Here is a 13825-nt window from a genome sequence, read left to right as displayed (position 1 = left end):
ACCCGCACGCACCGGTAACCCCGGAAATCGGCCGGCTCCACGCGATACTTCGCGGAGCCGGCCGTTTGGGTTGTTCTGGTCAGTTCACTCCGAGATCTGCCAGCCAGGACCGGGTGCTGCGGGCGACGATGCCCAAGGCAACGGCAGAACCCGTCGCGGAGTCGAACGCGACGCTGTCGGCAGATTCGAGCCCCGTGTAGAGCTGGGAAACCCCGACTGCTGCGCCCGCTCCGATGATCGGCGCAATCGACGCACCGAAGGCGTCGGGCGTCACGGCTTCGAAAGTTACCGCGCGCGAGAAGTGTTCGGCGAATGCCTCGGCCAGTTCGATGCCGGTGATCGCCGGAATCTGTCCGATGTCGACCGCGTCCGGTGCTACGTCGAGAGTCAGGGCCGCAACGGCTGCATCAGCGACGTCGAGATGTGAACTCCATGCGACCGCGAGATCGGCACGCAGTGGGTAACGCAGGACCCCTTCGTCTTTCACCCCCGACAGCACGGTGGGCAGAAGAAGATTCTCGAGGAACAAACGCGGGGTCAGGACGGTCACCGCGTTACCTTCGGCGCGGAGTCCGTCGACGAGCTCGGAGAGAACGGGTGTGTTGGGACCGGCAAGCGGCGAAGTAGCGTCGCCGGTCACCGTGCCGCTGGTAGAGATCACGAACCGCGAAGGACCTGTCACTCTTGCTGCTGCCAGAACGTTGTGGGCGTAACCGGCTAGCGTCTCGGTGTCAGCGGCGAGTGGCAGGTGAAAGAACACCCCGTCTACCCCGCGATAAGCGTCGGCGAGAGAGTCGACTGACGCATTGTCCGCGACGACGGTGTTCGCACCCTCGAACGTCTGATCGGGGTTGCGGGTGATTGCTCGGACTTCGGCACCTGTCGATCCGGCGAGAGCCGCGACCAATCCCGCGAGAACGGGAGAACCCTGTGCGCCGGTGGCGCCATGCACTGTGTAAGTCATGACGCCTATAGTTCAGATTGGGAACCAGTTACTTCAAGTGAACTAATGGGGAATCGATGAGTGAATCAGGTCACGTGCTTCCGGAGTGCGGCGTCGCGCGCTTTCTGCTGGTTCTGGACGGACCGTGGGCAACGCTGATCGTTCGTGAGCTCACGCACGGCCCGATGCGCTTCACGGAACTACGACGCGCATTGCCCGGCATCAGTCCCAGGACACTGTCCGCCAGGCTCAAGCGATTCGAGGAGTTCGATCTGGTGACCCGGACTGCCTACGCCGAGGTGCCGCCGCGAGTGGAGTACGAACTCACCGCGACGGGGATGGAACTGCGCTCCGTGCTCGAAGCGATGGTCGAGTGGGCGGATCTGGCACTCCCCGTTTCGTGACCCTGCCCTCAGTGCGGGCCCGAAAGTCCAACCCGCAGAGCGCCGCAGGCCTCGAACATCGCATCTTGACCGGTATGGCCGACACCGGTGGTGTTGACGAAGGCATGGATCAATCCACTGTGACGCCTGAGTGCAACCGGGACTCCGGCCTCTCGCAGCCGGTTCGCGTATTCCTCACCCTCGTCGCGTAGTGGGTCGAAACCGGCGACGGCAACGTACGCGGGCGGTAGGCCGGCCAGGTCCGGAGTGAGCAGCGGTGAGACTCGCGGGTCGAGAGCCGAAGCGCCGCCCGACAGGTAATGGGCTGCATACCAGTCGAGTTGGGCGTCGGTGAGAAAGAAGTCGGTGCCGAACATCTTGTGCGAAGGGCGCTTCGACGAAAGGTCCACCCAGGGGAAGAAGAGCAGTTGGAAAACTGGTTTGACGTCGTCTTCGGTCGTGGACTGCGCGACGACGGCAGCCAGGTTCCCACCCGCGCTGTCTCCGCCTACCGCAATGGATTTCGGATCTGCACCCAGATCTGTGGCATGCTCGACGCAGTACCGGAATGCGGCGACGGCGTCATCGACCCCGGCGGGGAACGGGAACTCCGGCGCTAACCGGTAGTCCACCGACAACACACTGACCTCGCCGTGGCGGGCCAGGAAGCGGCACACACTGTCGCCGCTCTCGAGGCTGCCGAGGACGAACCCGCCGCCGTGGAAGTACACCAAAAGTGGAGCGGGCGTTGAGACTCCGGCCGGGCGATACAGCCGAGCCGGAATCGCGTGATCCCCGGCCGGGATCTCGAGGTCACTTACCGTCTCGATGTCGATGGGCGTACCGCCGAACAGTCGCGATTCGGCGTCGATCTGAGCCCGTCCCTCTTCGGCCGGAAGATGCTCGAAGCTCGTACCTTCGACCGCTGAGAGCAATCGCAGCGCAAGCTGGATCTCGGGGTGCAGAGTCTGCCCGTCGATCTCCTTCGGCTTGCCACCGAGAATGCGCTGCGCGCCGGTCGGTAAGGCGCCGACGACATCGAGCACCACCCGCGCAACACGATCTTGGACAGACATCTTCTCCGTGGACATACTCGCCTTCCGTCGGCTGATCACCCGTCGCTTGTACGTTACGAAAGAACTGGACAAATATCCAGGAATCTCGACGCTCGCGATCAGCTTGCCGGCGTCACAGTGACTGTGACGGGGCCCGCGTCGTCCGCGGTTTCCACTGTGAGAAGACGGCTTTGGGGGTTCCAGTTCACGATGTCGGCGCCCGCGACGTCGACGCCGCCGGGAAAGCCGCTTTCGGGTAGGTAGATCTCGGTCGGTGCCGTCACTGCGGGGTTCGGGGTGAACGTCAGCTGAAGGCGGTCAACGGTCGAGGACCATTCGGTGGGTGTGCCCGCGACGGCACGCGGATACGGCTTGTTCAGGGTGTCGACGAGGAGTGTCTGCGATCCGTCCGGCAGGTACGGGCCCCAAGGACCTGGATCACTGGACCAGTAGGAGACACCCGCGCCGAGTTCTCGGGCGGTCGTGTAGACGCGGTCGATGTAGTCGGTTGCGCCGGGCAGTGTTGTGTCGAGCCCGAATTCGCCGAGAATGATCGGAACGCCGCCGAGTACGTTGCCTGCGATGTGTTCGACGCTGTCGCGCCAGGTGTCGATGGTCGCGTCGGTGAGTGTGCGTGAGAGGCCGGAGTATCCGTCACCGAGGTCGAGGGGCAGCGGGTACAGGTGTGGGCAGTAGGCGATTCGCTGTTCGCCGGCTCGTGGGTCGTTGATCTTCGTGAGCCCGCTGGGGACACCTTGGTTGACGCCGACGGCCTGCGGGGCCACACACACCCAGCTGTCCTGATCAACTTCCCTGATGGCGTTGGTGGTTCGCTGATACAAGGCAGCGAGGGGCCCACCTTCGAAGGCGGGGCCTTGGAGGGAACCGCCCCACGGCTCGTTCATCAGGTCGTATGCCACGACGGTGTCATTGCCTGCAAAACGTTCGGCCACCGCCTGCCAGGCGTTCGCGTAGTGCTCGACCAGTTCGGGATGTTGGCCGGTGGTGTTCCAGAAGTTGTCGAATGCACGCATCACACCGGGTTGGACGTAGTACAGCTCCCACCGGTCTTGAGGGCTGACCGGAAGGCCGTCCATGTAGGTCGCCCAGGCCGGCGCGCCGTTGCCGATGTTGCCGGCGCCGTTGCCACTGTTGCCCTCTGGTGTGATCGCGCCGGAGTAGACGTCCTGATGCATGTCGAGCATGACCTTGTAGCCGCGCTCGGCGTACCAGCTGACTCGGTCCTCGACGCGGTCCAGATATTCCTGGTCGTACTGTCCCGGCTCTGGCTCCACCGAACGCCAGGAGATCAGGAAACGCACGAAATTTGTTCCCATGTCGGCATGTTCGCGCTCGAGATCGGCTTCGGTGAACTTCGGCATGCCGTCGGGTGCGCTCTTTGCGCTCGACGCCGTGTTGAACCCTCGCAGGATCAAGGAGCGCCCGGCGTCGTCGGTCAGGTACGACGGTGGCACCGACGTGCCATCGGCGCTCCCCGACGTGGGCAGGCTGCCCTGAGCCGCGGCAATTCCGCCGCCCAGTATCAGTGAGCCCGCGACTATCAGTGCTGAGAGCGGGATACGACGCACGGAAACTCCTTCTGGGTGTGTGGATGGATTGACTTGTCCGAATGGGGATTCGGCCCTGGGCTTGAACGCTCGGTGTCGATTCACGTCGGTTGGCTTACGCTGGTCCGCCCGTTTTCGATGTGTCCGACGAGCACGCGCTTGAATTCAGGATCTTCGTCGACCGTCACGGCGGCCTGATACCAGCCGTCCACCGAACGCACCGTCCACTGAGAGTGTGCACCGGCAGCGAGTTTGCGTCGGTTTCCGTCCACATTGACCGTCAGTGCACGACTTCCGGAATTGGTCGCCGTCAGTACAAGCGTGCGCGTCCCTGCGTCGACAGTTGTCGAGACGTCGAGCGAAGCTGCCGCACTGTCTGTAGCTCCGCTGAACTCGCGCCTGAAACCGTTGGGACCCAACAGGGTCAGGCTGTAGACGCGATCCCTGAGCGCAACGGTGTCGTCGACCTCGCCGACGACGTCGTAATGCCGTGGCTCGTCGAACTCACCTGCGTACGGGTACATGGCCAGGTGCGTTGATGCGGCGCCGGTATTGACCAGATGGACCGCCAACGAGCCGGTTTCCGGGTTCACCGTCGTGTAGGCGTCGGGTTGATAGGGAAGTGCCCGTGCTGGTCTAGTGCCGTTCTCCTGCAGAGGCATTCTCTGTTCGGTGGGCGGGGTCGGTGTCCACCGCGGTTCCAGCGGCGGAGTGGGTTGCGGGCGCGCCAAAGTCGGTCGACTACGCGGGTTGGCGAAGTCGAACGCCGACGTCAGGTCGCCACTCACCGTGCGTCGCCACGGGTCGATTTCCGGTTGCGTGATTCCGAACCGCTTCTCCAGGAACTGCGTGACGGACGTGTGGTCGAACACTTGTGAACAAACGAAACCGCCAACAGTCCACGGCGAGATGATCGTCATCGGCACCCGCGGGCCGAGACCGAGCGGCTGATTGCCGACCCATTCGGCTTCGACCGAGCGCGGCGGTCGAGGTGGCGGTACATGGTCGAAGTACCCGTCGTTCTCGTCGAAGTTGACGATCACGGCCGTCTTCGCCCACAGATCCGGATCGGACGCGATGGCGTCTAGTACTTGATAGAGCAGTGTTGCGCTCGCTGCCGGTGACGAACCCGATGGGTGCTCCGAATCCACCTCGGACGGAACGAGATAGCTGACTTGCGGCAGTCGACCGGACTCGACGTCTTTCCTGAACTCGGCGGCCAGTGTGCCGGGCCGGGATCGGTACAGCGCGCGATCGTAGAGTTGGCGATCAGCAGGCGACAGTTGGTCTGCGGCATTCGCGAGGGCCAGTACCGCTGCGTCCTGGACCGGCGCCGGCATCGACGGCAGGGCGAGATAGAACCCGGCCAAGGTCTGGAGTTCGTAGGGGAGCAGGCTCGGCCGGCCAAGCAGCCCTGCCGCCACTTTCTTGAAGGCGGTGAAGTATTCGAGGTTGTTGTCTCCGAAGTTGTCCCACTCCTGGTAGGTCTTCCAGGAAATGCCGGCGGACTGCAACCGCTCGGGGACCGTCGTCCATCCGTAACCGGCGTGCCAGGGGTTGTAGGCCGCGTTGGTTACAGCTCGTCCCCCGGGACCGGGTGGATCCGAAGGCAGGACCGACTCGGTTGGATTCGGCGAAAGTGGCTCGTATCCCGTGTATCCAGAGACCCAATAGTTCCGGTTGGGGCTCGTGGACGTCGGAACGGAGCAGTGGTAGGCGTCGCAGATCGTGAACGCGTCCGCCAGTTCGTAGTGAAAGGGAATGTCTTGCCGGTCGTAGTAGGCCATCGTCGTGCCGGTTTTTGCCGCGATCCAACCGTCGTGCCAGCCGTCGGCGAGTGCGGCATGTCCGCCCGCCCAGCTGTGGTCGAGTCCGGTCACGTTCTGGGTGTCCATGCGTTGCGCCGCAGCCGAATCGCGGATAGGGAAGGGGAGCACAGGACCGGTAGGCCCGGGTTGTTCGAAGACGCTGTGGCCGCCGCGCAGACGCAGCGCATTCGGATCCCCGAATCCGCGAACACCCCTCAGTGCGCCGTAGTAGTGATCGAAAGATCGGTTCTCCTGCATGACGAGGACTACATGCTCGATCGAATCGAGCCCGCCGGAGCTGACGGGTGTCGCCAGTGCACGCTGAAGCGACGGCGGGAGAAGCGAAGTAGCGGCGACTGCAGTTGCACCGACCCCGGCGGCGAGAAACGACCGTCGGGAGAGAGGATTCCTAGACACTTGTGCTCCATCGATAAATCAATCGGTTCTGTGACTGCGGCCGTGACATGCTGTTGCCGCTGCTCCGAATCGGTGCAGCAGCAACAGTGTCGAGCGAATTGCGATCAGGATCCGAAGAGACCACTCAGCGAGCCGAGGCTGCCCGAGCCGCCGTTCCCGCCGTCGTCAGGCGCAGCAGAAACCTTGACGACGGATTCGTCCGACGCGGACTGTGTGAATCCACTTCGCCCGGCGTATGACGCCTTGATCCGATGATCGCCCGTCGATGCGAAAGTGTGCGTCAGTCGCGCCACTCCATCGACTCCGACGACAACGGGCTGTCCGATGGGTTGGTCGCCGTCGTAGAACTGAACCGAGCCCCCGCCGGGGTTGGGGGTGACCGTCGCGGACAGTTCTGCCGCGACATTCTGCTTGGTCGTCGCGGGAGCTGCCAGTGAGGTCGAGGTGGTGACATCGGACGGTGCGGGATCAGACACGGTGACCGTTTGAGCGGATGCCATCGACGGCATGAATCCTGTTGCGCCGGAGTAGTAGGCCGAGACGGCATGAGATCCAGCCGAGGTGAAGGCATGTTCCAAGGTGGCTTTGCCGTCAGCGCCCACCGGGATCGGAGCGCCGATATCTGCAGCGCCGTCCTTGAACTGGAGAGTGCCACCGGCGGGTGTCGGCGTGACCTGCGCCCTCAGCGACACCGATATGCCCGTCTTCGCATCGGTAGGAACGTTCACGGCAGTGTCGGTCTGCTTGACGACAGGTGCGGCAGTCACCGTGACCATTGCCTCGGTCGAGTTCGAACTCTGGAATCCGTTGACTCCCTGGAACGTTGCGGAGACCCGCGCGGTTCCGGCGGTGAAGAAGGTATGCGGTAGCCGGGCAGTGCCGTCGGCGCCCGGAGTGACCGGTGTACCGACGTCGGCGCCGTCCACCCTGAACTGCACGTTTCCGTTGACCGGAGCCGGATCCACCTTTGCGACAAGCTCGGTCGGTGTGCTGGCTTGGATCGAGCCGGGCATCTGGATTGTGGTGGTTGTCGGTTGGCTGACGTAGATGGTGGTCAGGGCCTGCCCACCGGCGTTGAGGCCGGAGTTCCTGTTGTCCCGCGGGGAGCAGTTGTAGCGCTCCCAGTAGTTGACTCCGAAGACGTCCTTTTCGCGCTGGACGAATGTGAGCGCATTTCGGTCGTCATCGTAGTTGGCGGATCCCGGATCGGAAACCCTCAGCGAAGGCTTGATCTCGGTACCGGCCGCACCGGCTTTGACCGTGACGTCGACTGCGGGGAGTCGGAACTTGGTGTTGGCACCGACGATGATTCCGTCACTCGATCGAACTGCGGAGGACGGACCGTTTCCGGTGGTTCGATTCGATCCGGAGATACGCAGGTGCGTACCGGATGCCGATGGATTACCGCCGTCGTCGATCCGTGTGACTGTCGGAGTGGCACTGTCGGATCCGAGGCCGTACGCACTGTCCGCCACAAGCTGGGAACTCACGAATTCGACGCCGGACGGGATGTCGAAGTCGTACTTGATCCGGGCCCAATGTACGACTCCACGGCTGGCATGACCGCCGCTGTTTGCCTTCATCTCGTTCGGCTGCACGCGGTAGGTGACGGTCTCACCTGGTGCCGCGGTGGTCGGCGCGGTGATGGTGACTCCCGAGCCGAGTGTCTCGTTGAACGTGATCGGGCTTGCCACACCGTCCATCTCGCGCACATGGCATGCAGTTGTGAAGGCCACGCTCTTGGTCTCGGGGGCAGCCGAGGCGATCCCGCCGCCGACGATGGAGAACAAGCCGCCGGCCAGTACCGAGACGGTTGCAATCGCAGAGCCGCGCAACAGTTTCGAGTTCATCGAGGAAACCTGGTTTCTGCTCACAGTTTTCACGACCCGAATCCGGGGGTGCCGAGGCTACCGAGGCTCCCGGTGCCAGGCTCGGGCTCGGAAGGTTCGACGACGTTGATCGTCACGGCACCCGACATCGACTCCATGAAGCCGGCAGATCCCGTGTAGTACGCCGTGATGTTGTGGTCGCCCGCTGTTGTCATCGTGCGGTTGGCCTTCGCGACGCCGTTGACGACGGCCACCGGAGCGCCGAGGTCAACCCCTCCGTCGCGGAACTGCACTGTTCCTCCCGACGGCCACGGAGTGACCGTTGCCGTCAACTCCACGGAGTCACCGACGACGGCCTTACCGGGTGCGTCGATTCGCGTCTGTGTCTGAGCGAGGCTGGAGTCGACGTTGATCACGGCGAGCGGCCGGCCGCCGGCGTTCAATCCGGCCGAACGATTGTCGCGTGGTGAGCAATTGGTGGTCAGCCAGTATTTGACGCCGCCGAGCAAGGTCTCCTGCTGCAGGAAGGTCAGGTAGTTGGCGGCACTGTCGTAGGAACCCGAGTTGGAATCGGACACGCGCAGCATGGGCTTGATCTGGGTGCCGACAGCCCCTGACGTGACGGTGACGTCGACTGCCGGGAGCTGGAACGTCTTTCCTCCACCGACCTCGATTCCGCCGCCGCCGTTGTCGTCGGTGTTGGGTCCGTTGCCCGCCGTGATGTTGTTGCCGGAGATACGAAGATGCGTCCCACTCGGATCGGGTGAACCGGCATCGTTCACCCGCGTGATCGTCGGGGCGACCCCACCCAGATTCGAGCTGGTGCCGGCCACGATCTGCGCCCCCACGTAGGAGGTGCCTGCAGGGATGTCGAAATCGAACTTGAGACGCGTCCAGTTCACGACGGACCTGAGGTCGTAACCGTCCTTGGGGACCGTCATCGGCTTGGGCGCGAGGCGGTATGTGAAGGTGGAGTTCGGCGGGACCACGGCCGGCGCACTGATCGTGACGCCGGAATCTCGCGTCTCGTTGTGCGTGATCGGTCCGGGGAACTGCCACCCGTGGCACGATGCCGTGAACGGAAGGTCCACATCAGCGGCGGACGAGACTCCGGCTCCGCCGATCACGAGGGCAACGCATCCGGTCAACGACGCGGCCACCCCCACTCCTCGGCGCATCAACGTCGACACCATTCACATTCTCCTTGAGTAGCGCTCGACAAGATCGAGCTCTCGGCTTGAAGCCGGGTCCGGGAACCGGCCTCGAGCTGACAGAGAATCGAATACGTCTCGTCGTTTGCTCATCACCAGCTCAAACCCTGGAGAGGAGTAGAACACAGAGCGAGCCGCAGAATATGCGATTCGGACAAATTGTTGGACAAACGTCCAACCGGTGAAATTTCTCCACTTCTCCGACCGCTCTGCACTGCTTTAACGTGGTGTGAAGGGGGCCCGGTAAACGGTCAGGCGATCGCGCGGCGCATCAGGTCTGCCGTCTCCTTGTTGAATGCGACCAGTGTGACCGTCTCGACCTCGGTCTTCGCCGCGCGAATCGCTGAAACGGCCTGTCGGACGGCATCTTCCTTCGGCCAGCCGTAGACCCCTGCCGAGATCAACGGAAAGGCGACGGTACGGGCGCCGATCGAGTCGGCCACGGCGAGGCTGCGGGTGTATGCCGACCGAAGCAGACCGGATCGGTCCTCGGAGCGCGAATACCTCGGGCCGACGGTGTGAATCACGGCCTTGGCGTGCAGCTTTCCCGCGGTGGTGGCCACGGCCGCACCCACCGGCAGGCCGTCGGGAAGGCTGGTGTTGCGCAATACCTCGCAAGCCTTCAGGATCTCCGGTCCTCCGGCACGGTGGATCGCGCCGTCGACACCGCCGCCGCCGAGGAGCCTGGAGTTGGCCGCATTGACGATGGCGTCGACGGTCAGCGTCGTGATGTCACCTTCGACGACTGTAATAGCGGGCATGGATCCTCCTGTGTATCCGACGGCTGTGTGTCCGACGGACGCGTTTCCGACTGCCGTGTTCCAGAGTTCACGCTTCGGGCGAGCCCACGGCATAGCCGAGCGTACGTCGTAGGGATCACGTCCGATCAACATCGAGTATCGCGCTGCAACCGACGGCGTGCGACTGTGCGCCTGAACGCAATGGAGGAGTACGCGCTTTCCCTCGGCCCGCAACGCCTGGACGGTGCGCGCTGCGTCGTCGAGAACGAACTCGAGATTGGCGTTGGAATCGTGACCGTCGTCGACCAACCAGAACTCGACGTGATCAGGGGCGACCTGTCGTGTTCCCATGCGGCACAGGCTGACCACGGCGTCGTAGTCAGCAGTGGACATCGCATCGACGCCGCCGAGCATGACGCCGTCGTCGTGCGGGTGCGTCGTCAGGTGGTGGGTTCCGCGAAACCTCGAGTAGTCGAGTTCTGCCGTCGACGGCCATCCGTTCTTGTCGTCGGTACCGCCGCGAGCAGTCTTTATTGCCAGGCGAATCAGATCGGAGGAACGGTATCCCGGCCAGCCATGCATGATTCGGCGCCAACGGGCGGGAACCGCCGACGCTCCCCAGCGGGCGCCGAGGAGGCCACCCGCGATGGCCGCCGTCGTGTCGGTGTCCCCGCCGGCTCTTACTGCTGCTTCCAATGCGTACTGGAGGTGGCGAGCATCGCCATTGTCCGTGGAAGTGATTGCCCACCAAGCAGTCTGAAGTGCATGCACCACCCAACCGTTCTTGGAGAAGTCCTGCGGGTTCCCGGTTTCGGCCTGATCGAGCAGCGGGCCCCAGTATTCGGCGACGTCCTGATCGGCAACGGAGAGGAAGCCGTGAACACCGTCGAAGTTGCCGGCGACAACGGCATGGCGGATGGCATGGGTCCACAACTCGCACGCCTGTCCGGCACGCGGGTCGTCGTGCGTGAGTGAACTGATCCGGTGCGCTGCCGACCTGGCACCTTCTGCATCGTCCAAGTAGGAGAGGGCGACGGGAGCAGTCCGCATGAGCGAGCCGTTGCCGGCTTTGCGGCCGCTGATCGCCCGCGCACGATCCGCCATCGCCGCTGCGCTTTCGGAGCGGACGGACAACACTGCTCGCGTCTGGTTGCCGATGTCCGCGGGCTTCGAGTCGTACCACCGGATGAACTGTGCTGCAATGGCATCGAGACCGTCAGCGCTTCCGATGTCGATTCCGGTAGCGGCCACCTCGGCGATCGCTACTGCCATCGAGGTGTCGTCGGTCCATTCTCCCGGCGCCCAGTCGAACGGGCCGCCACCGATCATGTCGATCGTGACCTCGGCCTTCGAGTAGGTGAATTCGTAGCCGGCGCCGAGTGCGTCTCCTGCTGCGGTGCCGAGCAGAACGCCGGCCGCTCGATCGGACTGCTGTGCGGTGAGTTTCATAGCCACCTCTTCGGTTCGCGATGATCGTTTGATCAACTTTGCGCTAACCATAGATCATGTTTGAGATAACATGCAAGGGTGAATAAATGGACAGACACGAGCGGCAAGGGATTGACGGACTATCCGCGTCCGTCTGTGGCAGTGGACGTCGCGGTGCTGACGTACAGCGGTGGATCTCTGAAAGTTCTGGTGGTTCGGCACCGTCTCGGTGCGCTGGCGCTACCGGGAACATTTCTGCACGAACGCGAATTGCTCACGGCCGCAGCCGATCGTGCCCTGTCGGTCAAGGCAGAGTTGGCCCAGACGAGCTTCCACCAGTTGGCGATCTTCGACCGACCGGACCGCGACGACCGTGGATGGGTTTTGTCGGTCGCACACACGGCTTGCCTACCGGAATCGGCACTGCCCGATTCGGCGCTTCTCGTCGATGTGTACGACGACGAGGCAGTGAGCGGACTCGCATTCGATCACGCCGACATGGTGCGACTCGCGGTCACGGACCTACGCACGAGGTATGCGTCGTACGTGGATCCGGACGGATTGTCGGGCGGGACGTTCACCGTCGCCGAACTTCGGAGACTGTACGAGGTGATCTTCGATCGTCCGTTCCAGAAGGACAGCTTCCGCCGGCAGGTGCTCGACGCGCTCGAAAGTACCGGCGAGATGAGCAGACCAGGTAACGGCCGACCCGCCGAGACGTACCGGAGGCGGGGTGAGGGCGCACTGACTGCGCAGGCAATGGCATTTTTGACCGGATGAAGTGAAACGAATTCTTGCAGTTCTGCTGACCTGACGCGCTGAGCTGGGTAATGTCCGATTGATGGGTGCAGTTTCGAATGAAGCCGAGTCCAAGATTCCGACTGTCGTGTGGGGTACCGGCAACGTCGGGCGTGCATCGATTCGCGCTGTGGCAGCCAATCCGGCCCTCGAACTTGTCGGCGTCATCGTTGCGAACCCCGAGAAGGTCGGGCGAGACGCCGGTGACCTCGCCGATCTGGGAGTGCACCTGGGCGTCGCGGCTACCGACGACGCCGATGCCGTGCTCGCAGCGTCTCCCGGCGCGGTGGTCTACGCGGCGTCCGGCGACATTCGGCCCGACGACGCGGTTGCCGACATCACGCGGGCACTGGCCGCCGGAGCTGTGGTGGTCACGCCGTCGGTATATGCGCTGTACGACCCGAAATCTGCGCCTCCCGAACTTCGTGATCCCGTCGAAGCTGCTGCCAAGGCGGGCGGCGGCGCTCTGTTCGTCTCCGGTATCGACCCAGGCTGGGGCAACGACATCCTGCCGATTCTCGTCAGCGGGCTCGCGGGGACAATCGACCAGATCCGGTGTCAGGAAATCTTCGACTACACGACCTACGAACAGCCGGATTCTGTCCGCTACCTGATCGGGATGGGTCAGCCGATGGACTACGAACCTCCCATGGTCGCGCCGACCGTACCCACCATGGTCTGGGGCGGGCAGATTCGGCTCATCGCGCGGGCACTCGGGGTGGAACTCGACGAGATCCGCGAGACCTTGCTGCGCCGCCCACTCGAGGAAACCGTGTCGACCGAACATATGGGGAAGTTCGCGGCCGGCACCCAAGGCGCACTGCGATTCGAGGTTCAGGGAATCGTCGGCGGGGAACCCCTGATCGTGATCGAACACGTCACGCGTATTCATCCGTCCTGTGCCCGCGACTGGCCGCTCCCGCCCGACGGCGGCGACGGCGCGCACAAGGTGATCGTCGAAGGACGACCACGAATCGAGATCAACGTCGAAGCCACCGATGAAGGTGGAAATCGCGCGGCCGGTGGAAATGCCACGGCCGTAGGACGTCTCGTCAACGCAATTCCCTGGCTACGTCAGGCTGAACCCGGTCTTTACGACGCGCTGGACGTTCCGCTCACACCCGGCGTCGGCAAGCTCGGTGCCCGAAACTCGGAGGTACTCGCATGAATATCGACATACCCGAAGGCAAGAATCCGATCGGCTACGTGTGGGGAGAGATGGTCCCCGGCATCGGACCCGCGGCCGCCGGGTTCTCCCAAAAGGTCTACACGGAAGGCACTCTCGGACTCCGCGAGTTCGAGGCGGCCAGGCTTCGGATCGCTCAGATCAACGGGTGCATCTTCTGTCAGGACTGGCGCACCGAGCGTGACGGCGAGACTGTGGAGTCGACTTTCGATCAGTCTGTCACCGACTGGCGCACCACCGATGCCTTCGACGACAGGACGCGCCTCGCTGCCGAATACGCCGAGAGATACGCCCTCGACCACCACGGGCTCGACGACGAGTTCTGGGAACGCATGACAGCTCACTACTCCCAGCGAGAAATCGTCGAGTTGAGCATGTGCCTCGGATCGTGGTTGGCCTTCGGCAGGCTCAACCACGTCCTCGGCCTCGATACTCAATGTGTGTTGCCCGGTAACTGAA

The 13825-nt window shown here is 63.5% G+C and carries 11 protein-coding genes; 4 read left to right on the top strand and 7 right to left on the bottom strand.

Annotated features, from left to right (window positions below; all coding sequences use genetic code 11):
• Positions 1 to 79: 79 nt before the first annotated feature.
• On the bottom strand, positions 80 to 964 hold the full coding sequence (locus tag RWT78_RS02890) for an NAD(P)H-binding protein (RefSeq protein ID WP_314673728.1): 885 nt from the start codon (positions 962 to 964) through the stop codon (positions 80 to 82).
• A 56-nt stretch (positions 965 to 1020) separates the two neighbouring features.
• Between RWT78_RS02890 and RWT78_RS02885 the strand changes: the two genes are divergently transcribed.
• The gene (locus tag RWT78_RS02885; RefSeq protein WP_019745900.1) at positions 1021 to 1347 is read left to right on the top strand and encodes a helix-turn-helix domain-containing protein; all 327 of its coding nucleotides are present in this window, start codon (positions 1021 to 1023) and stop codon (positions 1345 to 1347) included.
• Positions 1348 to 1355: 8 nt separating this feature from the next.
• On the opposite strand, the gene RWT78_RS02880 is transcribed toward RWT78_RS02885, so the two are convergent.
• The 6 genes from RWT78_RS02880 to RWT78_RS02855 form a co-directional block, all read right to left on the bottom strand.
• The gene (locus RWT78_RS02880; RefSeq protein ID WP_314673723.1) at positions 1356 to 2417 is read right to left on the bottom strand and encodes an alpha/beta hydrolase; all 1062 of its coding nucleotides are present in this window, start codon (positions 2415 to 2417) and stop codon (positions 1356 to 1358) included.
• Positions 2418 to 2500: 83 nt separating this feature from the next.
• Positions 2501 to 3970 carry a cellulase family glycosylhydrolase gene (locus tag RWT78_RS02875; protein WP_058038483.1) on the bottom strand — a complete coding sequence of 490 codons (1470 nt, stop codon included), beginning with the start codon at positions 3968 to 3970 and terminating at the stop codon, positions 2501 to 2503.
• An 80-nt stretch (positions 3971 to 4050) separates the two neighbouring features.
• The gene (locus RWT78_RS02870; protein WP_314673718.1) at positions 4051 to 6174 is read right to left on the bottom strand and encodes a phosphocholine-specific phospholipase C; all 2124 of its coding nucleotides are present in this window, start codon (positions 6172 to 6174) and stop codon (positions 4051 to 4053) included.
• Between the two features lie 104 nt (positions 6175 to 6278).
• The gene (locus RWT78_RS02865; RefSeq protein ID WP_314673716.1) at positions 6279 to 8024 is read right to left on the bottom strand and encodes an Ig-like domain-containing protein; all 1746 of its coding nucleotides are present in this window, start codon (positions 8022 to 8024) and stop codon (positions 6279 to 6281) included.
• A 29-nt stretch (positions 8025 to 8053) separates the two neighbouring features.
• Complete coding sequence (locus RWT78_RS02860; RefSeq protein ID WP_007730280.1) at positions 8054 to 9196, bottom strand: Ig-like domain-containing protein; 1143 nt, start codon at positions 9194 to 9196, stop codon at positions 8054 to 8056.
• Between the two features lie 269 nt (positions 9197 to 9465).
• Complete coding sequence (locus tag RWT78_RS02855; RefSeq protein WP_314673713.1) at positions 9466 to 11403, bottom strand: O-acetyl-ADP-ribose deacetylase; 1938 nt, start codon at positions 11401 to 11403, stop codon at positions 9466 to 9468.
• Positions 11404 to 11481: 78 nt separating this feature from the next.
• On the opposite strand from RWT78_RS02855, the gene RWT78_RS02850 reads away from it, so the two are divergent.
• The 3 genes from RWT78_RS02850 (at position 11482) to RWT78_RS02840 (ending at position 13824) form a co-directional block, all read left to right on the top strand.
• Positions 11482 to 12162, top strand: coding sequence for an NrtR DNA-binding winged helix domain-containing protein (locus tag RWT78_RS02850; protein WP_054831400.1), 681 nt, complete (start codon positions 11482 to 11484; stop codon positions 12160 to 12162).
• Between the two features lie 61 nt (positions 12163 to 12223).
• A complete protein-coding gene (locus RWT78_RS02845; RefSeq protein WP_314673708.1) occupies positions 12224 to 13348 on the top strand; it encodes a dihydrodipicolinate reductase in 1125 nt (374 codons plus the stop codon).
• Positions 13345 to 13824 (top strand): carboxymuconolactone decarboxylase family protein, encoded by a 480-nt coding sequence (locus RWT78_RS02840; RefSeq protein ID WP_314673706.1) that lies wholly within the window; start codon positions 13345 to 13347, stop codon positions 13822 to 13824. The genes RWT78_RS02845 and RWT78_RS02840 overlap by 4 nt, the downstream gene beginning before the upstream one ends.
• Position 13825 lies beyond the last annotated feature (1 nt).

Origin of the sequence: uncultured Rhodococcus sp., assembly GCF_963525155.1 — a bacterium.
In the GTDB taxonomy this organism is placed as follows: domain Bacteria; phylum Actinomycetota; class Actinomycetes; order Mycobacteriales; family Mycobacteriaceae; genus Rhodococcus_F; species Rhodococcus_F qingshengii.
The sequence above is the reverse complement of the archived record's forward strand: the minus strand, read 5'-3'. Positions and strand labels throughout refer to the sequence as shown.

Coding starts and splice junctions, on each gene's coding strand:
- RWT78_RS02890 (WP_314673728.1), bottom strand. CDS start 964: ATGACTTACACAGTGCATGGCGCCACCGGCGCACAGGGTTCTCCCGTT.
- RWT78_RS02885 (WP_019745900.1), top strand. CDS start 1,021: ATGAGTGAATCAGGTCACGTGCTTCCGGAGTGCGGCGTCGCGCGCTTT.
- RWT78_RS02880 (WP_314673723.1), bottom strand. CDS start 2,417: ATGTCCACGGAGAAGATGTCTGTCCAAGATCGTGTTGCGCGGGTGGTG.
- RWT78_RS02865 (WP_314673716.1), bottom strand. CDS start 8,024: ATGAACTCGAAACTGTTGCGCGGCTCTGCGATTGCAACCGTCTCGGTA.
- RWT78_RS02860 (WP_007730280.1), bottom strand. CDS start 9,196: ATGGTGTCGACGTTGATGCGCCGAGGAGTGGGGGTGGCCGCGTCGTTG.
- RWT78_RS02855 (WP_314673713.1), bottom strand. CDS start 11,403: ATGAAACTCACCGCACAGCAGTCCGATCGAGCGGCCGGCGTTCTGCTC.
- RWT78_RS02845 (WP_314673708.1), top strand. CDS start 12,224: ATGGGTGCAGTTTCGAATGAAGCCGAGTCCAAGATTCCGACTGTCGTG.
- RWT78_RS02840 (WP_314673706.1), top strand. CDS start 13,345: ATGAATATCGACATACCCGAAGGCAAGAATCCGATCGGCTACGTGTGG.